An 18089-nucleotide genomic window follows, 5' to 3' on the forward strand; every position below is an offset into this window, starting at 1 on the left:
CGAGGACAAATGATGGCTGACGATATGAATACCCAGGATGACCAGGCGCTGGCCGATGAATGGGCTGCGGCCCTGGAAGAAACCGGCGATGCCGGGCAAGCAGACATCGATGCCTTGCTGGCGGCCGACACTGGCGCCCATGCGTCCAGCCGCTTGCAAATGGAAGAATTTGGCAGCGTTCCGAAGAGTCATGAGCCGGTGACGCTCGATGGCCCGAACCTGGATGTGATCCTCGATATCCCGGTGTCGATCTCCATGGAAGTGGGCAGCACCGACATCAACATTCGCAACCTGCTGCAGCTCAACCAGGGCTCGGTGATCGAGCTGGACCGCCTGGCTGGCGAGCCGCTCGACGTGCTGGTCAACGGCACCTTGATCGCCCATGGCGAAGTGGTGGTGGTCAACGAGAAGTTCGGCATTCGCCTGACGGACGTGATCAGCCCGAGCGAACGCATCAAGAAGCTGCGCTGAGTGAAAGGTTTTTTCGCTGCAGTCGCGATGCTGCCATTGAGCGTGCTGGCGGCCGAACCGGTTGCCACGGCCGCCGCTGCGCCGGCAGTAGGCAGTGGTGTCGCCGGACAATTGGCGCAACTGGTGCTTGGCTTGCTGCTGGTGCTGGGCTTGATCTTCTTTCTCGCCTGGCTGTTGCGGCGCGTGCAGCAGGCGGGGCCGGCGGGCAAGGGGCAGGTCATCGACATCATCGGTTCCCGCGCGCTCGGGCCGCGCGACCGGCTGGTGCTGGTGCAGGTCGGCAATGAGCAGATCCTGCTGGGCCTGAGCCCGGGCACCATTACCGCCTTGCACGTCCTCAAGGAGCCGGTGCAGATGCCCTCCGCCGAGCAGGCCAGCCCCGAATTTGCCCAGCGGCTCATGGAACTGTTGGGTAAAGACCAGAAGGATAAAAAGTAATGCCGTTGCGCATTCTGTTGGCATTGGCCCTGATGCTGGCCGCACCGTTGGCGTTCGCCGCCGATCCGCTGTCGATCCCGGCGATCACCCTCGGCACCAATGCCGAAGGGGCCCAGGAATACTCGGTCAGCCTGCAGATTCTGCTGATCATGACCGCGCTGAGTTTCATTCCGGCGTTCGTCATGCTGATGACCAGCTTTACCCGGATCATCATTGTCTTTTCGATCCTGCGCCAGGCCCTGGGCCTGCAACAGACGCCCTCGAACCAGATCCTCACCGGCATGGCGCTGTTTTTGACCATGTTCATCATGGCGCCGGTGTTCGACCGGGTGAACCAGGACGCGCTGCAACCCTACCTGGCAGAAAAAATCACCGCTCAGGATGCCGTGGCCAAGGCTGAAGTGCCGATCAAGGATTTCATGCTGGCGCAGACTCGCAGCAGCGACCTGGAGCTGTTCATGCGCCTGTCCAAGCGCACTGATATCCCCAGTGCCGATCAGGCGCCGCTGACCATCCTGGTGCCGGCGTTCGTGACGTCCGAGCTCAAGACCGCTTTCCAGATCGGTTTCATGATTTTCATCCCGTTCCTGATCATTGACCTGGTGGTCGCCAGTATCCTGATGGCCATGGGCATGATGATGCTCTCGCCGCTGATCATTTCCCTGCCGTTCAAGATCATGCTGTTTGTGCTGGTGGATGGCTGGGCGCTGATCATCGGTACCCTGGCGGGCAGTTTCGGCGGTGTTTAGGCCTTTTGTGCGGGTAGGACGATATGACGCCTGAAGTAGCGGTAGACCTGTTCCGTGAAGCGCTCTGGCTGACGACCATAATGGTTGCCATCCTGGTGATCCCCAGCCTGCTGGTGGGGTTGCTGGTGGCAATGTTCCAGGCCGCGACCCAGATCAACGAACAGACCTTGAGCTTCCTGCCGCGCCTTCTGGTGATGCTGGTGACGCTGATCGTCGCTGGCCCCTGGCTGGTACAAACCTTCATGGAATACATCCTGCAGCTGTACGGCAGTATTCCGCAGTTGATCGGCTGACCCATGTCGATGCTCGCGCTGACGGACACCCAGATCAGTACCTGGGTGGCGTCGTTCATCCTGCCGCTGTTTCGCGTCGCCGCGGTGCTGATGAGCATGCCAGTGTTCGGTACGACCCTGGTGCCGACCCGCGTGCGGCTCTATTTCGCCTTGGCCATCACGGTAGTCATTGCGCCTGGATTGCCACCGATGCCGCCGGTCAATGCCTTGGATCTCAGCGGCCTGATGTTGATTGCCGAGCAGATCCTCATCGGCGCCTTGATGGGGTTTTCGCTGCAGCTGTTCTTCCAGGCCTTCGTGGTGGCCGGGCAAATCATCTCGATCCAGATGGGTATGGCCTTCGCGTCCATGATCGACCCTACCAACGGCGTCAACACAGCGGTGATCGGTCAGTTCCTGACGATGCTGGTGACTCTGTTGTTCCTCGCCATGAACGGGCATCTGGTGGTGTTCGAGGTATTGACCGAGAGTTTCACCACGATGCCGGTGGGCAGTGCGTTGCTGGTCAATCATTTCTGGGAAATCGCCGGCAAGCTCGGCTGGGTCCTGGGCGCGGCGATGGTGCTGGTATTGCCGGCGATCACTGCGTTGCTGGTGGTCAACATCGCGTTTGGCGTGATGACCCGCGCGGCGCCGCAACTGAATATTTTCTCCATTGGCTTCCCGCTAACCCTCGTGCTGGGCATGGTGATTTTCTGGGTCAGCCTGGGGGATATCCTCAACCAGTATCAGCCGCTGGCCACCCAGGCCTTGCAGCTATTACGCGACATGGCACAGGCACGCTGAACCATGGCCGAGAGTGAGAGTGGTCAGGACAAGACAGAAGACCCCACGGAAAAGCGCAAGCGCGAGTCCCGGGAAAAGGGTGAGATTGCCCGATCCAAGGAGCTCAACACGCTGGCGGTGATGCTGGCCGGGGCGGGCGGGTTGCTGATTTATGGTGGCGGGTTGGCCCTGGACCTGCTGGATATCATGCGCCTGAACTTCTCCCTGCCTCGTGAGGTGCTGCTCAGTCCTGGCGCGATGGGTCAGTATTTGCTGCATTCAGGCAAAATCGCGATTCTGGCGGTACAGCCGGTGCTGATATTCCTCCTGCTGGCAGCCATCATTGGTCCTATTTCTTTGGGTGGCTGGTTGTTCGCCGGGAAGAGCCTGGCGCCGAAATTCAGCCGGATGAACCCGGCCAGCGGCCTCAAGCGGATGTTTTCCACGACTGCCTTGATGGAGCTGCTCAAGGCTCTTGGAAAATTCTTCCTGATTCTTTTCGTCGCGTTGACGGTTTTACAAGCCGACATCGACGACCTGCTGCGCATCGCTCACGAGCCGCTTGAACAGGCGATCATCCATAGCGTGCAGTTGGTGGGCTGGAGTACGTTGTGGATGGCCTGCGGCCTGATCCTGATCGCTGCCATCGATGTGCCGATCCAGCTCTATCAGAGCAAGCAGAAGTTGATGATGACCAAGCAGGAGATACGCGACGAGCACAAGGATCAGGAGGGCAAGCCGGAGGTCAAGCAGCGGATCCGTCAGTTGCAGCGCGAGGTCTCCCAGCGGCGGATGATGGCGGCGATCCCCGACGCCGATGTGGTCATCACCAACCCGACTCACTACGCCGTAGCCCTCAAGTACGACCCCGAAAAAGGCAACGCTCCCGTGTTGCTGGCCAAGGGCAGTGACTTCCTGGCGCTCAAGATCCGTGAGATCGCCGTGGCCAATGAGGTGATGCTGCTGGAGTCCCCGGCGCTGGCGCGGTCGATTTACTACTCCACCGAACTCGACCAGGAAATCCCTGGCGGCCTGTACCTGGCCGTGGCCCAGGTGCTGGCCTACGTCTACCAGATCCGCCAACACCGCGCCGGCAAGGGCAAACGCCCCGAACCGCTAAAAGACCTGCCGATCCCGCCGGATTTGCGGCGTGATTCCTGAGGCTTATCGGTGCAGGTTAGCGGTGCGTATAGCTATAGCATGCTCGCGGATATATTGAATTCTTCTTTCAATGGTCTCGCCTGTTTTCGTAAGCATGACATCGCGATAAGCCTCGTTTTTGCTGCCTGGGGTTCGTGATTTAGTGGCTTGCTCACGAAAAAAACCTATTGAGTCGTCAAAGAAATCCGTACGCAGACGCGTTGTCCCGGAAGCATCGGTTTCAGTGTAGGCTCTTTCCGGAGCCGGTATCCCCTCTGCGTCGACCGGAATGTTACGCTGATGCGATAAATATGCTTCAGCAGTATTTTTACTTTTAGTCGGTGTGAGGCTGATCTCGATTTTGTCCGAGAGTGCTTCTTGCAGTGTTTTGGTTTCTGAGATTAACGTTTGCTGATCTTTTAGCGTATTTTTCACAATCGATTGGGCTTTTACCGAGCTCAGTTTTTTTATAGATGACAAGGTTTTTTTGATTCGGGTTAGCGCGGCTAGCTCCAAATACTTGGGTATTAGCGTAGCTGGAACGGGGGTGTGTCCCGTTGGGTCTCTACGGTTGATAGGATCGCCGATGCAATATGCATAAGGGTTCAATCCGCCCTCGCCAAACGGGCTCAATTTATCCGGACTATTAAATCGCATCAAAACCGGATTGAACGCCCGATAACCATTCCCCAAAAAATAATACCCGGTCACCGGGTCCGGTCGTTCCCCGTTGAAGCCGAGCAGGCTCAGCAAGCCATTGCCAGCAGGCCGATAGCCATAGGGCGAATAGGCACAGGATTGTGATTCGTTGGAGGTAATGGCGTGCAATACCGAGCGTTGTTGATCGGTCGCCAACAATGTGGCCTGCCTTGCGTTGCTCTGGGTTTCGGTCTGGGCCAGAAGTTGGTCGTCGTGCTGGACGATCGATCGACTGATAGCGCCCCCAATCTCCGTGGCCAGGCGCGATTTGCAGTAGAACCGCTGGATCGGGGCATAAGTCGTGGTGGTGTGGCTGGTGAGGCGATCCAGTGGGTCGTAGTGGTAAGTGCAGAGCTGCGTGGTTGGCATGATCGACGCTCCGTTTGGATGAGGCTCAGGGGGATTATTGATCGTTCCCACGCTCCTGCGTGGGAACGATCAATAACAAACCCCCGTGGCGAGGGAGCTTGCTCCCGTTCGGTTGCGCAGCAACCGCCAGTAAGCGGGGGACGCTGCGCGACCCAGCGGCTGCAAAACTCGCGTTTCCCTAAAGGATGCGGCGCCACTTCCCAGTGCTGGCGATGTATCGGAACTGGAGGGTTTCTCCTCTGTTAAATTGCACGGGAGTGCCTGATTCGAGGTTGGTGCCCATGACCGTTGACGTATAGCCAGCATTGGAGGTCAGGGTGACCTCGTCGTCCTGCCAAGCTGTGACAGGCAGGGTGATTTGCTCAATCCAGTCGCCATCGCTGAAATGTACCTCGGTTTTTTCTGTGCCTGTGTCTGCCATTTGGGCGCCGGCCTTGAGCGCGCCGTAGACGTGTATGGGCGTCTTGATGGCCTGCCAACTGCCCAGGTTGAACATGAAGAGGAATTGGTCTCCCCGTTGGCAGCGGTAGACCCTATCCCCGGATCGGCGATGGATCTGGCTGTGCCAGCCTTCAGTGGCTGTTATGTAGGAAGCTATCTCGACATAGCGATAGGCCGGTGCAGAGGTCGGCAGGCTGATGCGTTCCGTCCAGTTGTAATCCTCTGTCCGGTACCTGACGAGCTTTTCATCGGCGCGCGGGGTGGGGACCGTATCTCCCGACGTGTTGGGGAAGTAAGTGCTGACAAACTGCAATATCCATTTTGCCAGGCTGCTGTCGTATTCGAATAACAGCACATCGCCCTGCGCCAGGGTCATGTCGGCCACTGGAAAGTCCCATCTGCTGGACTGCAGGGTTGCATTCGATTGAGCCTTGCAAAGGATGAGTACCGTGGACGTGTTCCTGGCACTGGAGGGGAGCAGCATCAGAGGGACCCAATTGCCATTGTAGGTCTCCAGAGCTATCGCCTCGTATCCATGGGGAATGTAGTTTCCGGCAGTGAGATCCGTGGGGTTCAGGTAGCGGGAGGATCTTCTGTTGTTTCTGAAACTGTTCGCATGAATGCAATTATCGATATGCCTGTGACGCAAGGACCAGTCAGTGTTGATGATATAGAATTTCTGGATTGGCGAATTGGCATTGTCCGCTGAAAACCAGTTCATCACGTCTGATGACATATCGTCCGGTTGCCCGACTTTAGTGTATTTATGGGCCTGGATGGCGCGTAGTTCATACGTGGGTTTTGTCTCGCTGGCGACTTCATCGATGAACTCCTTAAGTTCGTCGCTGGAGGGGCGGTTCTTGCCTATCCATCGCTGATTGACTCCTGGCCAGAACTGCGGATCTCGTCGGTTATCGTCATAAGCAATCACGACATTTTTTTGCAAGGCCCAGAGCTGTCTGAGCACCAGTGATTTCCATTTGGGCTCTATCAGTTTATCGCCGAAGGTCGTTTTTATAACCGTGGCCAGCTCGCGATGTGCTGCGTCGGTGAAGTCCCTGAACTCATGAAAGTCCAGGATAATCACCTCTTGGGGGTAAGCGTTGTAAAGATTCATCGCCGCCTGCAGGATGTCGCCACGGACGTTTCTCCCGGAATCGAGGCTGTGGTATATCGTGAATCTTCTCCAATCCCCCGCAGGGTAACCCCAGTAAAACTTGACCCTCAAGTCGAGCGCCCTGATGCCCGTCTGCAATTGGGTATGAGGTGATACGTCCTGGCAAGTGTCATAGCTGTTGCTGTAAGGGGCCTGTTTATCCGAGCCGGAGTTGTGGGTGCCGGGCAGCACCAGTTCATCGACGCGCAGATTGGCAGTGGCGCCGTTGTAGTAGCCCATCCAGTTTGGTCGGACATTGTTGAAGGGCGAGCAGATACCGCCGCTGACGCCGCCGCTTGGGCACCAACCGACCCTGGGTGTCGAAAGCGGTTCATCGCCTGGAGCCGGTTCGCTGTGGGTGAACTGCTCGGTGTCGGGGTATTCGGCGGGTGGGTAAGGGGCAAGCTCTGGTGCCACATACGGTTTTAACGCGCCGTGTTCGTCCAGGTCGGCCGGATGAACACCCATTTGCTCGGCAAGGGAAATGTTTTCGGTCATGACGGGCCTCTGCTCGGTTCGTTGCAGCGGCTGCTTCCCATGGTCCCAGCAGTCGCTGAATAGCTCATTCAACCCCTCATCGCCTCTCTCGACCACTCTCAGAAGTGTCAGGTTGACGTTCGGGAATTGGTGTGCTTGCGACTGCGTGTGTATGAGGTTTGCGCCTTGTATTTCGTTTCGTGATTGGCGCGGGGGAGATGCACTGCGCCTGGTCTGAAGCCTTGCGCTCGACCGTTTTTTCCGGTCCTTGCCAAAGTTGGACGGCTTTTTGCAAAAGCAGGCCATATGACGCTGTCGGCGTCAAAAGATTGCTTCACAGGAACGGGGAATATTGGTGGATCGCTCTCAGTTACTCAGCACCGCACGCAACAACGTAGCAGACCTCAGTCGGGGTAATCTGGGCGTGCCGCTGTTGCTGCTGGTCATGCTCGCCATGATGATGCTGCCGGTACCGCCGTTCCTGCTGGACGTGTTCTTCACGTTTAACATCGCCCTGTCGATCGTCGTGCTGCTGGTATGCGTATACGCCCTGCGGCCGCTGGACTTCGCGGTGTTCCCGACCATTCTGCTGGTGGCGACGCTCATGCGTCTGGCGCTGAACGTGGCGTCCACCCGCGTCGTGATGATCCATGGTCATGAGGGCCACGCGGCTGCCGGTAAGGTGATCCAAGCCTTCGGTGAGGTGGTGATCGGCGGCAACTACGTGGTCGGTATCGTGGTCTTCGCCATCTTGATGATCATCAACTTCGTCGTGGTGACCAAAGGTGCCGGGCGGATTTCCGAGGTGAGCGCACGTTTCACTCTTGATGCGATGCCCGGCAAGCAGATGGCCATCGACGCCGACCTCAACGCCGGCCTGATCGACCAGGGCCAGGCCAAGGCACGACGCCTTGAGGTCGCCCAGGAAGCCGAGTTCTACGGTTCCATGGACGGTGCCAGCAAATTCGTGCGCGGTGACGCCATCGCTGGCCTGCTGATTCTGTTCATCAACCTGATCGGCGGCATGGCCGTCGGTATCTTCCAGCACGGCATGACGTTCGGCGACGCTGGCAAGGTCTACGCCTTGTTAACCATCGGTGACGGTTTGGTGGCGCAATTGCCATCACTGTTGTTATCCACAGCTGCCGCGATCATGGTGACCCGTGCTTCGGGCTCCGAAGACATGGGCAAGCAGATCGGCCGGCAAATGTTCGCCTCGCCCAAGGCCCTGGCGGTTGCTGCCGGCCTGATGGCTGTAATGGGCCTGGTGCCGGGAATGCCGCACTTTTCCTTCCTGAGCATGGCTGCTCTGGCTGCCGGCGGCGCCTACCTGTTCTGGAAAAAACAGAACGTGCAGAAAGTCCAGGCCCTGCAAGAGGTCAAGCGCCAGCAGGAACTGCTGCCGTCGCCGGCCCGCGCCATGGAAACCAAGGAGCTGGGCTGGGATGACGTGACGCCGATCGACATGATCGGCCTGGAAGTCGGCTATCGCCTGATTCCATTGGTCGACCGCAACCAGGGTGGTCAGTTGCTGGCGCGGATCAAGGGGGTGCGCAAGAAGCTCTCCCAGGACCTGGGCTTCCTGATGCCCACCGTGCATATTCGCGACAACCTAGACCTGGCGCCGAGCGCCTATCGCCTGACCTTGATGGGGGTGATTCTGGCCGAGGCCGAGATCTACCCCGACCGCGAATTGGCGATCAACCCCGGGCAGGTCTACGGCAGCCTCAACGGCATCACCGCCAAGGATCCGGCTTTCGGCCTGGAAGCGGTGTGGATCGAAATCAGCCAGCGGGCCCAGGCCCAGTCCCTCGGCTATACCGTGGTGGACGCCAGTACGGTGGTGGCGACCCACTTGAACCAGATCCTGTACAAGCACTCCAGCGAGCTGATTGGTCACGAAGAGGTCCAGCAACTCCTGCAAGTACTGGCAAAAGGCTCGCCCAAGCTGGCTGAAGAGCTGGTGCCGGGTGTGGTTTCGTTGTCGCAATTGCTCAAGGTGTTGCAGGCGCTGTTGGCCGAGCAAGTGCCTGTGCGCGACATACGCAGTATTGCCGAGGCTATCGCCAACAACGCTTCCAAGAGTCAAGATACCGCCGCCCTGGTGGCTGCGGTTCGGGTCGGTGTGTCCCGCGCAATCGTCCAAAGCATTGTAGGCACTGAGTCTGAGCTGCCTGTGATCACCTTGGAGCCAAGGTTGGAACAGATATTGCTCAATAGTCTGCAGAAGGCAGGACAAGGCTCGGAAGAGGGTGTTCTGCTGGAGCCAAGCATGGCCGAGAAGCTGCAGCGTTCGCTGATCGAAGCAGCCCAGCGGCAAGAGATGCAAGGCCAGCCGGTGATCCTGCTGGTGGCCGGTCCGATTCGCACGATGCTCTCGCGATTCGGGCGCCTCGCGGTCCCGGGGCTGCATGTGCTGGCGTACCAGGAAATACCGGACAACAAGCAAGTGACCATCGTTGCGACAGTAGGGCCCAACGGCTGAGGTAGTGGTTTATGCAAGTGAAGCGTTTTTTCGCCGCAGACATGCGTCAGGCCATGAAACTGGTTCGTGACGAGCTGGGCGCTGAAGCAGCCATCATTGGCAACCGTCGTATCGCCGGCGGTGTCGAGCTGACGGCTGCCCTGGATTACAAGCTGTCTGCGTTGGCCCCGCGGGTTCCGAACATGGAACTCGAAGACGAGCTGCGCAAGACCCAATCGCGCATCGCCAGCGCCCAGGCCGAACTGAGCCTGCGCAGCAACGAAGGCGAGGGCGCGGCGGGCACCAATCGTCAATTGTTCGCCGGTCAGCCGCTGACCGCCGGCCTGCCGTTGACCGCTGCCGAACCGCTGATCGAGCAGGCCCAAGCCGAACCGCGTCGTCCTGAGCCGGCGCCAGCAGCGCCTGCCCGGGGTGTCGACCCGCGCGCCCTGGACTCGATGCGCTTTGAACTCAACAGCCTGCGCGAGCTGATGGAAGTCCAGCTCGGCTCCCTGGCCTGGAACCAGCTGCAAGGCAGCCGTCCAGCCCAGGCCAACCTGTGGCGTCGCCTGCAACGCATCGGCCTGTCCGGCCCGTTGTCCCGGGACCTGCTGGCGCTGATCAATGGTATCGAAGAGCCTCGCCAGGCCTGGCGCATGTTGCTGGCGCACCTGGCGCGGATGATCTCCACGCCGGAAGTCGAGCCGCTGGAAGAGGGAGGGGTGATTGCCATGGTCGGTCCTGCCGGCATGGGCAAGACCACCACCCTGGCCAAGCTCGCCGCCCGTTACGTACTCAAGTACGGCGCCCAGAGCATTGCCCTGGTGAGCATGGACAGTTTCCGCATCGGTGCCCAGGAGCAACTCAAGACCCTCGGCCGGATTCTCAATGTGTCGGTGACCCATGTGGATCCTGGTCAATCCCTGGCCCAGGCACTGGAGCCGCTTTTGCGCAAACGCGTCGTGCTGATCGATACCGCGGGCCTGCAAGCCAGCGATCCAGCCCTGCGCATGCAGCTCGAGAGCCTGGCCGGACGCGGTATCAAGTCAAAAAATTATCTCGTGTTGGCAACCACCAGCCAGAAACAGGTTCTAACCGCCGCATACCACAGCTACAAACGCTGCGGGCTGGCCGGCTGCATCCTGACTAAGCTGGACGAAACGGCAAGCCTGGGCGAGGTGTTGAGCCTGGCGATCGGTCATGAACTACCGGTGGCCTACCTGACCGACGGGCCGCGGATCCCGGATGATTTGCATCTGCCGCGCCGTCATCAACTGGTCAGTCGTGCCGTGAGTGTGCAAATGCAGGAAGAACCCAGCGAAGAAGCCATGGCTGATATGTTCGCTGATATCTACCACAGCCCGACCAAGCAGGTCGGCTGAGGTAATCATGAATATTTTTTGTACCTACATCGATGGTCTGCCATGCATTGTTCCGTATGCGAACGCGCAGCCAGTAATGTGGCCTCCGTCTAAGTAAGACAAGGTAAAGAACGAACATGGGCAGCATGCATCCCGTACAGGTGATCGCGGTGACCGGCGGCAAAGGTGGCGTCGGGAAGACTAACGTGTCAGTGAACTTGTCCCTGGCTCTGGCAGAGCTTGGCCGACGGGTCATGCTGCTGGACGCCGATCTGGGCCTGGCGAACGTCGACGTGTTGTTGGGGCTTACACCCAAACGCACCCTGGCGGACGTGATTGAAGGGCGCTGTGAACTGCGTGACGTGTTGTTGCAGGGGCCGGGCGGGATTCGCATCGTGCCGGCTGCCTCCGGCACCCAGAGCATGGTTCACCTGACCCCGGCCCAGCACGCGGGCCTGATCCAGGCGTTCAGCGACATCGGCGACAACCTTGATGTGCTGGTGATCGATACCGCGGCCGGTATTGGTGACTCGGTCGTCAGTTTCGTCCGCGCTGCCCAGGAAGTGCTGCTGGTGGTCTGCGACGAACCGACGTCCATCACCGACGCCTATGCCCTGATCAAACTGCTTAACCGCGACTATGGCATGAACCGCTTCCGCGTCCTGGCCAACATGGCCCAGAGCCCGCAGGAAGGACGCAACCTGTTCGCCAAGTTGACAAAGGTCACGGATCGCTTCCTGGACGTCGCCCTACAATACGTCGGCGCAGTGCCTTACGACGAAAGCGTTCGCAAGGCCGTCCAGAAGCAACGTGCCGTTTATGAAGCCTTTCCACGTTCCAAATGCGCGCTGGCGTTCAAGGCGATCGCCCAGAAGGTCGACACCTGGCCACTGCCGGCCAACCCCCGCGGGCATCTGGAATTTTTCGTCGAGCGTCTTGTGCAACAAACAGCAGGGCCCGTGCTATGACAGCCAGCGGTTACAACCATCTCTACAAAAAATCGGCACGGGACGCCCAGTACGAATTGATCGAGCGTTACGCACCGCTGGTCAAGCGTATCGCCTATCACTTGCTGGCGCGTTTGCCGGCCAGTGTCCAGGTCGAAGACTTGATCCAGGCGGGCATGATCGGCCTGCTCGAAGTGTCGAACAAATACGACGCGAGCAAGGGCGCCAGTTTCGAGACGTATGCCGGTATTCGCATTCGCGGGGCCATGCTCGATGAAGTCCGCAAGGGCGATTGGGCGCCGCGTTCGGTGCATCGCAATACCCGCATGGTCAGCGATGCAATTCGGGCAATTGAAGCTAAAACCGGGCGTGACGCTAAAGATCACGAGGTTGCGGCCGAACTCCAATTGAGTCTCGACGATTATTACGGGATTTTGAACGATACCTTGGGCAGCCGCCTGTTCAGTTTCGACGACCTGTTGCAGGACGGCGAACACGAAGGGCTGCATGAGGATAACGCGAGTGCTCACATGGAGCCGTCGCGTGACCTGGAAGATGAACGTTTCCAGAGTGCGCTGGCGGATGCGATTGCCAATTTGCCGGAGCGTGAGCGACTGGTCTTGGCGCTGTACTACGACGAAGAGCTGAACCTCAAGGAAATCGGTGAGGTCCTGGGGGTCAGCGAATCGCGGGTCAGCCAGTTACACAGCCAGTGCGCGGCCCGTTTGCGGGGGCGTTTGGGGGAGTGGCGAGCGCGTTGACAGGCAGTGTGGGGACGCTGCGAACGAGGCTGGCCTGGCAGGTACTGCGCCAGTCTCCATCCGTTGTGCTCCGGACCGTTGTCGAGTGTTGTGCCGGATTGATTGAAATGGCGCGTCCAGGTGCTGGGCGCGTTTAAGACTGCTTGGAGGTCGAATTGGACAAGAACATGAAAATCCTCATCGTTGATGACTTCTCAACGATGCGGCGGATCATAAAAAACCTGTTGCGTGACCTTGGGTTCACCAACACGGTCGAGGCGGATGATGGCATCACAGCCATTCCGGTCCTCAACAGCGGGAGCATCGACTTTCTGGTAACTGACTGGAACATGCCCGGCATGACCGGTATCGACTTGCTGCGCCATGTGCGCGCCGACGAAAAGCTCAAGCATCTTCCGGTGCTGATGGTCACTGCCGAAGCCAAGCGCGAGCAGATCATCGAAGCGGCCCAAGCCGGTGTAAACGGCTATGTGGTCAAACCCTTCACGGCCCAGGCGTTGAAAGAGAAGATCGAAAAAATCTTCGAACGCATCGGTTAACGGCGCCACGGGGGAGCTATGGACAACGAATCTTCAATGGGCGATTTCGAATCGACCCTGAAAAAACATGCCCGCGAACTGGTCGACAGCCTTGAAAAAGGTCGCTTTGGCGATGCGGTTCAAATGATCCATGAGCTCAACCAGACCCGTGACCGCGGTCTGTATCAGGAAGTGGGCAAGCTCACGCGTGAATTGCACAGCGCGATTGTCAATTTCCAGATCGACCCGCATATGCCGCAGGCCGAGGAAGTCTCGCAGATCACCGACGCCACCGAGCGTCTGGGTTATGTGGTCAAGCTGACCGAGGCCGCGGCCAACCGCACCATGGACCTGGTGGAAAGTGCAACGCCGCTGGTCAATGGCCTGAGCGAAGAAGCCCAGGCCTTGAGTACCGACTGGGGCCGGTTCATGCGTCGCGAAGTCGGCGCTGAAGAGTTTCGGGAGCTGGCCCGTCGCGTCGACGGTTTCCTGACGCGCAGCGGCACCGAGAACCGCGCCGTGGCAAGCAATCTCAACGACATTCTGTTGGCTCAGGACTATCAGGACCTGACCGGCCAGGTGATCAAGCGTGTGACCCAACTGGTCACCGAAGTGGAAAGCAACCTGCTCAAACTGGTGTTGATGGCCAGCCAGGTCGACCGCTTTGCAGGCATCGAACACGACCGTGAAGCGATGCTTGCTGAAAAAGATCCACAAAAACATCTCTCTCAGGGTGAAGGTCCGCAGATTCATGCCGATAAAAGAGAAGACGTTATGTCCGGTCAGGACGATGTGGACGATTTGCTGTCCAGCCTTGGATTCTGAGTTTTAGCCCTGTTTTAGGAGCAGCCATTAATGAGCTTCGGCGCCGATGAAGAGATCCTTCAGGATTTCCTGGTTGAGGCCGGCGAGATTCTAGAGCAACTGTCCGAACAGCTGGTCGAGCTGGAAAGCCGACCAGATGATGCGGATCTGCTCAATGCAATTTTTCGCGGTTTCCACACTGTAAAAGGAGGCGCCGGCTTCCTCCAGCTCAACGAGCTGGTGGAGTGCTGTCACATTGCCGAGAACGTGTTCGACATCCTGCGCAAGGGTGAGCGTCGCGTTGATTCGGAATTGATGGACGTGGTGCTTGAAGCGCTGGATGCGGTCAACAGTATGTTCAGCGAAGTGCGTGAGCGCTCGCCGATTACGGCTGCCACCCCCGAATTGCTCGCCGCGCTGTCGCGCCTGGCCGAGCCGCAATCGGCTGACGAAGCGGCTCCGGTTGCCGAGGCCGTGGTTGAAGAACCGGTTGCCGAGGAATCGGGCGACATCACCGATAACGAATTCGAACAACTGCTGGACTCCCTGAATGCCGTCAAGGCCCAGGCCGAGGCACCGGCTGCACCTTCTGCGCCTGCAGCGCCGGCCGCCGATGGGGCTGGCAGCGATGAAATCACCGATGCCGAGTTCGAGTCACTGCTCGACCAGCTCCATGGCAAGGGCCAGTTCGCGCCTGATGCCGTGGTCCCGGCGGCGGCCCCCGCCGCGCCGAAAGCCGCGGGCGACAGCTCGGACATCACCGACGACGAATTCGAAGCGTTGCTCGATCAGTTGCATGGCAAGGGCACCTTTGCCGTTGACGCACTGGATTCGGCCATCGCTTCGGCGCCGACGCCGGCCAAGCCCGCCGCCGCTGCCGCGGGCAGCGACCTGATCAGCGACCACGAATTCGAATCCCTGCTCGATGAGCTGCATGGCAAAGGCAAGTTCAGCGAAGTCGGTACGGCTTCTGCTGCGCCTGCTGCCGCCACTGCTGCCGCACCGGCGGCCAAGGCTGTGCCCAAACCCGCTGCCAAGGCATCGGAACCGAAGGCCGAACCCGCCAAGCCTGCCGCTGCTGCTCCGGCGCCAGCCCGTGCTCCGGCGGCTGCGCCAGCGGAAAAACCGGCCAGCGAAGCCGAGACCACCGTTCGGGTCGATACCGCACGCCTGGACGAGATCATGAACATGGTCGGCGAACTGGTGCTGGTGCGTAACCGTCTGGTGCGCCTGGGCCTCAATAGCCAGGACGAAGCCATGTCCAAGGCCGTGTCGAACCTCGACGTGGTCACGGCAGACCTGCAGACCGCGGTCATGAAGACCCGGATGCAGCCGATCAAGAAAGTCTTCGGGCGCTTCCCGCGCCTGGTTCGCGACCTGGCTCGCCAGCTCAAGAAAGAAATCAACCTGGAACTGGTGGGTGAAGAGACCGACCTCGACAAGAACCTTGTCGAGGCCCTGGCCGACCCGCTGGTCCACTTGGTGCGCAACGCAGTTGACCACGGCATCGAGTCGCCGGAAGAACGCGAAGCTTCAGGCAAGGTCCGTGGCGGCAAGGTGATCCTGGCCGCCGAGCAGGAGGGCGACCACATCCTGTTGTCGATCTCCGACGACGGCAAAGGCATGGACCCGAACGTGTTGCGTGCCATCGCGGTGAAACGCGGTGTGATGGACAAGGATGCCGCCGACCGCCTGAGCGACACCGAGTGCTACAACCTGATCTTCGCCCCGGGCTTCTCGACCAAGACCGAGATCTCCGACGTGTCGGGCCGTGGCGTGGGCATGGACGTGGTGAAAACCAAGATTTCCCAGCTCAACGGTTCGATCAATATCTACTCGACCAAGGGCCTGGGCTCGAAGATCGTCATCAAGGTCCCGTTGACCCTGGCGATCATGCCGACCCTGATGGTGATGCTGGGCAACCAGGCATTCGCCTTCCCGCTGGTCAACGTCAACGAGATCTTCCACCTCGACCTGTCGCGCACCAACGTGGTGGACGGCCAGGAAGTGGTGATCGTACGGGACAAGGCACTGCCACTGTTCTACCTCAAGCGCTGGCTGGTCAGCTCCGCCGCTCATGTAGAGCAGGGCGAGGGCCATGTGGTGATCCTTTCGGTGGGCACCCAGCGGATCGGCTTTGTCGTCGACCAGTTGGTGGGCCAGGAAGAAGTGGTCATCAAGCCGTTGGGCAAGATGCTCCAGGGCACCCCGGGCATGTCCGGCGCCACCATCACCGGCGACGGTCGCATCGCATTGATTCTCGATGTGCCAAGCATGCTCAAGCGTTACGCCGCCCGGCGTATTTGATTCTGGAGGGGCGTGGCCCAGGGCCGCGCCTCGTCTAACGGAGTGTTTATGGTAGTTAAAGTCCTGGTGGTGGACGATTCGGGGTTTTTCCGCCGCCGCGTCTCGGAAATTCTTTCGGCGGACACGAGTATTCAGGTCGTCGGTACCGCGACCAACGGCAAAGAGGCGATCGATCAGGCCCTGGCACTCAAGCCGGACGTGATTACCATGGACTACGAGATGCCGATGATGGACGGCATCACGGCCGTGCGGCATATCATGCAGCGCTGCCCGACGCCGGTATTGATGTTCTCCTCCCTGACCCACGAAGGCGCCCGAGTGACCCTCGATGCGCTGGACGCCGGGGCGGTGGATTTCCTGCCGAAGAACTTCGAAGACATTTCGCGCAACCCCGACAAGGTCCGGCAGTTGCTATGCGAAAAAGTCCATAGCATTTCCCGCAGCAACCGCCGTGTCGGTGCCTACAGCGCACCGGCGCCAGCCCCTGTTGCGGCGCCAAGCCCGGCACCGTCGCCGACGCCGACTGCATCGAGCAGCTTCAATCCGGCACCGGTACGCAGCGCCCCGGCACCTGCGCCGGCTCGCCAGGCGCCCGCCAGTGCGTCGTCGCCGGCACCCAAGCGCAAGGCCTACAAGCTGGTCGCTATCGGCACGTCCACGGGTGGCCCGGTGGCGCTGCAACGGGTCCTGACCCAGTTGCCGGCCAACTTCCCTGCCCCCATCGTGCTGATCCAGCACATGCCCGCAGCGTTCACCAAGGCGTTTGCCGAGCGTCTGGACAAGCTGTGCAACATCAGCGTCAAGGAAGCCGAGGATGGCGACATCCTGCGTCCAGGCCTGGCGTTGTTGGCACCCGGTGGCAAGCAGATGATGATCGATGGCCGTGGCGCGGTGAAAATCCTGCCGGGCGACGAGCGTCTGAACTACAAGCCTTGCGTGGACATTACCTTCGGTTCTGCGGCCAAGTCCTACGGTGACAAAGTTCTGGCGGTGGTGCTCACCGGCATGGGGGCCGATGGTCGCGAAGGCGCGCGCCTGCTCAAGCAGGGCGGCAGTGCAATCTGGGCCCAGGACGAAGCCAGTTGCGTGATCTACGGCATGCCAATGGCCATCGTCAAAGCCGATCTTGCCGACGCGGTGTACGGATTGGACGACATCGGTAGACACCTGGTCGAGGCCTGCATTTAATGGATGTGCTCAGCCTGATTGGCATCATCATGGCGTTCGTCGCCATCATTGGCGGCAATTATCTGGAAGGCGGTCATCTGGGCGCGTTGGCCAACGGCCCGGCGGCGTTGATCGTGCTCGGTGGCACCATTGGCGCGGCGCTGTTGCAGTCGCCCATGAGTGCTTTCAAGCGTGCCATGCAAGTGCTGATCTGGATTCTGTTCCCGCCCCGTGTCGATTTGGCCGGTGGTATCGATCGCGTGGTGAACTGGAGCCTGACCGCGCGCAAGGAAGGCTTGCTGGGCCTGGAAGGGGTGGCTGATGCCGAGCCCGACAGCTACTCACGCAAAGGCCTGCAATTGCTGGTGGACGGCGCCGAGCCGGAAGCCATCCGCAGCATCCTGGAGGTGGATTTCTACACCCAGGAAAGTCGCGACATCGAGGCCGCCAAGGTATTCGAAAGCATGGGCGGCTACGCGCCGACCATCGGCATCATCGGTGCGGTGATGGGCCTGATCCATGTGATGGGCAACCTGGCCGATCCGTCGCAACTGGGCAGCGGCATCGCCGTGGCGTTTGTCGCCACGATCTACGGCGTAGCGAGTGCCAACCTGGTGCTGCTGCCCATCGCGGCCAAGCTCAAGTCCATCGCGTTGCGCCAGTCGCGCTATCGCGAAATGCTGCTGGAAGGGATCCTGTCGATCGCCGAAGGTGAAAACCCGCGTTCCATTGAGTTGAAGCTGCAAGGCTTCATGGACTAAG

At 59.7% G+C, this 18089-nt stretch carries 17 protein-coding genes; 15 read left to right on the forward strand and 2 right to left on the reverse strand.

All coding sequences use genetic code 11. The features are described from left to right. Positions 1-12 precede the first annotated feature (12 nt). From fliN to flhB, 6 genes are read left to right on the forward strand one after another with little or no spacing between them, the layout of a single operon-like run. Positions 13-471 carry a flagellar motor switch protein FliN gene (fliN, locus tag Q7F16_RS24965; protein WP_003199107.1) on the forward strand — a complete coding sequence of 153 codons (459 nt, stop codon included), beginning with the start codon at positions 13-15 and terminating at the stop codon, positions 469-471. Beyond that, positions 472-909: a flagellar biosynthetic protein FliO gene (gene fliO, locus Q7F16_RS24970; RefSeq protein WP_079305270.1), complete on the forward strand. Its 438-nt coding sequence runs from the start codon at positions 472-474 to the stop codon at positions 907-909. Then, positions 909-1658 (forward strand): flagellar type III secretion system pore protein FliP, encoded by a 750-nt coding sequence (gene fliP / locus Q7F16_RS24975; protein ID WP_003199111.1) that lies wholly within the window; start codon positions 909-911, stop codon positions 1656-1658. The genes fliO and fliP overlap by 1 nt, the downstream gene beginning before the upstream one ends. 23 nt (positions 1659-1681) lie before the next feature. After that, a complete protein-coding gene (gene fliQ, locus Q7F16_RS24980) occupies positions 1682-1951 on the forward strand; it encodes a flagellar biosynthesis protein FliQ (RefSeq protein ID WP_014337170.1) in 270 nt (89 codons plus the stop codon). Positions 1952-1954: 3 nt separating this feature from the next. Continuing rightward, positions 1955-2737, forward strand: coding sequence for a flagellar biosynthetic protein FliR (fliR, locus tag Q7F16_RS24985; RefSeq protein ID WP_014337171.1), 783 nt, complete (start codon positions 1955-1957; stop codon positions 2735-2737). Positions 2738-2740: 3 nt separating this feature from the next. Further along, positions 2741-3877 carry a flagellar biosynthesis protein FlhB gene (gene flhB / locus Q7F16_RS24990; protein ID WP_046062996.1) on the forward strand — a complete coding sequence of 379 codons (1137 nt, stop codon included), beginning with the start codon at positions 2741-2743 and terminating at the stop codon, positions 3875-3877. A 3-nt stretch (positions 3878-3880) separates the two neighbouring features. Here flhB and Q7F16_RS24995 read toward each other — a convergent pair whose 3' ends face one another. Both Q7F16_RS24995 and Q7F16_RS25000 read right to left on the reverse strand, forming a co-directional pair. Then, positions 3881-4924 carry an RHS repeat-associated core domain-containing protein gene (locus Q7F16_RS24995; RefSeq protein ID WP_409556447.1) on the reverse strand — a complete coding sequence of 348 codons (1044 nt, stop codon included), beginning with the start codon at positions 4922-4924 and terminating at the stop codon, positions 3881-3883. A 178-nt stretch (positions 4925-5102) separates the two neighbouring features. Then, positions 5103-7019 carry a hypothetical protein gene (locus Q7F16_RS25000; RefSeq protein WP_409556448.1) on the reverse strand — a complete coding sequence of 639 codons (1917 nt, stop codon included), beginning with the start codon at positions 7017-7019 and terminating at the stop codon, positions 5103-5105. Positions 7020-7353: 334 nt separating this feature from the next. Here Q7F16_RS25000 and flhA point away from each other — a divergent pair, with 334 nt between their 5' ends. The 9 genes from flhA to Q7F16_RS25045 all read left to right on the forward strand — a co-directional run bounded on the left by flhA (position 7354) and on the right by Q7F16_RS25045 (position 18088). After that, positions 7354-9483: a flagellar biosynthesis protein FlhA gene (flhA, locus tag Q7F16_RS25005; protein WP_046063053.1), complete on the forward strand. Its 2130-nt coding sequence runs from the start codon at positions 7354-7356 to the stop codon at positions 9481-9483. Positions 9484-9494: 11 nt separating this feature from the next. Then, positions 9495-10844, forward strand: a complete 1350-nt coding sequence (flhF, locus tag Q7F16_RS25010) for a flagellar biosynthesis protein FlhF (RefSeq protein WP_014337176.1) — start codon at positions 9495-9497, stop codon at positions 10842-10844. 116 nt (positions 10845-10960) lie between these two features. Further along, positions 10961-11791: a flagellar synthesis regulator FleN gene (gene fleN, locus Q7F16_RS25015; protein WP_003184001.1), complete on the forward strand. Its 831-nt coding sequence runs from the start codon at positions 10961-10963 to the stop codon at positions 11789-11791. After that, positions 11788-12531, forward strand: coding sequence for an RNA polymerase sigma factor FliA (gene fliA / locus Q7F16_RS25020; protein ID WP_014337177.1), 744 nt, complete (start codon positions 11788-11790; stop codon positions 12529-12531). Before fleN ends, fliA begins: the two co-directional genes overlap by 4 nt. Positions 12532-12698: 167 nt before the next feature. Continuing rightward, positions 12699-13070 (forward strand): chemotaxis response regulator CheY, encoded by a 372-nt coding sequence (locus Q7F16_RS25025; protein WP_008006721.1) that lies wholly within the window; start codon positions 12699-12701, stop codon positions 13068-13070. Positions 13071-13088: 18 nt separating this feature from the next. Then, positions 13089-13874, forward strand: a complete 786-nt coding sequence (locus Q7F16_RS25030) for a protein phosphatase CheZ (RefSeq protein WP_041475794.1) — start codon at positions 13089-13091, stop codon at positions 13872-13874. A gap of 30 nt (positions 13875-13904) precedes the next feature. Beyond that, positions 13905-16160, forward strand: coding sequence for a chemotaxis protein CheA (locus Q7F16_RS25035; RefSeq protein ID WP_409556449.1), 2256 nt, complete (start codon positions 13905-13907; stop codon positions 16158-16160). A 48-nt stretch (positions 16161-16208) separates the two neighbouring features. Beyond that, positions 16209-17348: a protein-glutamate methylesterase/protein-glutamine glutaminase gene (locus Q7F16_RS25040; RefSeq protein ID WP_014337181.1), complete on the forward strand. Its 1140-nt coding sequence runs from the start codon at positions 16209-16211 to the stop codon at positions 17346-17348. After that, positions 17348-18088, forward strand: coding sequence for a flagellar motor protein (locus tag Q7F16_RS25045; RefSeq protein ID WP_003199135.1), 741 nt, complete (start codon positions 17348-17350; stop codon positions 18086-18088). Before Q7F16_RS25040 ends, Q7F16_RS25045 begins: the two co-directional genes overlap by 1 nt. Position 18089: the final 1 nt, after the last annotated feature.

It is taken from the genome of Pseudomonas sp. Lb2C2, from assembly GCF_052112205.1.
GTDB classification, from domain to species: domain Bacteria; phylum Pseudomonadota; class Gammaproteobacteria; order Pseudomonadales; family Pseudomonadaceae; genus Aquipseudomonas; species Aquipseudomonas kilonensis.

What these genes read in the sequence shown, in the direction of transcription:
- Q7F16_RS25040 (WP_014337181.1), top strand. Translation starts at nt 16,209, where the DNA reads ATGGTAGTTAAAGTCCTGGTGGTGGACGATTCGGGGTTTTTCCGCCGC.
- Q7F16_RS25030 (WP_041475794.1), top strand. Translation starts at nt 13,089, where the DNA reads ATGGACAACGAATCTTCAATGGGCGATTTCGAATCGACCCTGAAAAAA.
- Q7F16_RS25045 (WP_003199135.1), top strand. Translation starts at nt 17,348, where the DNA reads ATGGATGTGCTCAGCCTGATTGGCATCATCATGGCGTTCGTCGCCATC.
- fliP (WP_003199111.1), top strand. Translation starts at nt 909, where the DNA reads ATGCCGTTGCGCATTCTGTTGGCATTGGCCCTGATGCTGGCCGCACCG.
- fliQ (WP_014337170.1), top strand. Translation starts at nt 1,682, where the DNA reads ATGACGCCTGAAGTAGCGGTAGACCTGTTCCGTGAAGCGCTCTGGCTG.
- fliA (WP_014337177.1), top strand. Translation starts at nt 11,788, where the DNA reads ATGACAGCCAGCGGTTACAACCATCTCTACAAAAAATCGGCACGGGAC.
- Q7F16_RS24995 (WP_409556447.1), bottom strand. Translation starts at nt 4,924, where the DNA reads ATGCCAACCACGCAGCTCTGCACTTACCACTACGACCCACTGGATCGC.
- Q7F16_RS25000 (WP_409556448.1), bottom strand. Translation starts at nt 7,019, where the DNA reads ATGACCGAAAACATTTCCCTTGCCGAGCAAATGGGTGTTCATCCGGCC.
- Q7F16_RS25035 (WP_409556449.1), top strand. Translation starts at nt 13,905, where the DNA reads ATGAGCTTCGGCGCCGATGAAGAGATCCTTCAGGATTTCCTGGTTGAG.
- fleN (WP_003184001.1), top strand. Translation starts at nt 10,961, where the DNA reads ATGGGCAGCATGCATCCCGTACAGGTGATCGCGGTGACCGGCGGCAAA.
- fliR (WP_014337171.1), top strand. Translation starts at nt 1,955, where the DNA reads ATGTCGATGCTCGCGCTGACGGACACCCAGATCAGTACCTGGGTGGCG.
- Q7F16_RS25025 (WP_008006721.1), top strand. Translation starts at nt 12,699, where the DNA reads ATGAAAATCCTCATCGTTGATGACTTCTCAACGATGCGGCGGATCATA.
- flhB (WP_046062996.1), top strand. Translation starts at nt 2,741, where the DNA reads ATGGCCGAGAGTGAGAGTGGTCAGGACAAGACAGAAGACCCCACGGAA.
- flhF (WP_014337176.1), top strand. Translation starts at nt 9,495, where the DNA reads ATGCAAGTGAAGCGTTTTTTCGCCGCAGACATGCGTCAGGCCATGAAA.
- fliN (WP_003199107.1), top strand. Translation starts at nt 13, where the DNA reads ATGGCTGACGATATGAATACCCAGGATGACCAGGCGCTGGCCGATGAA.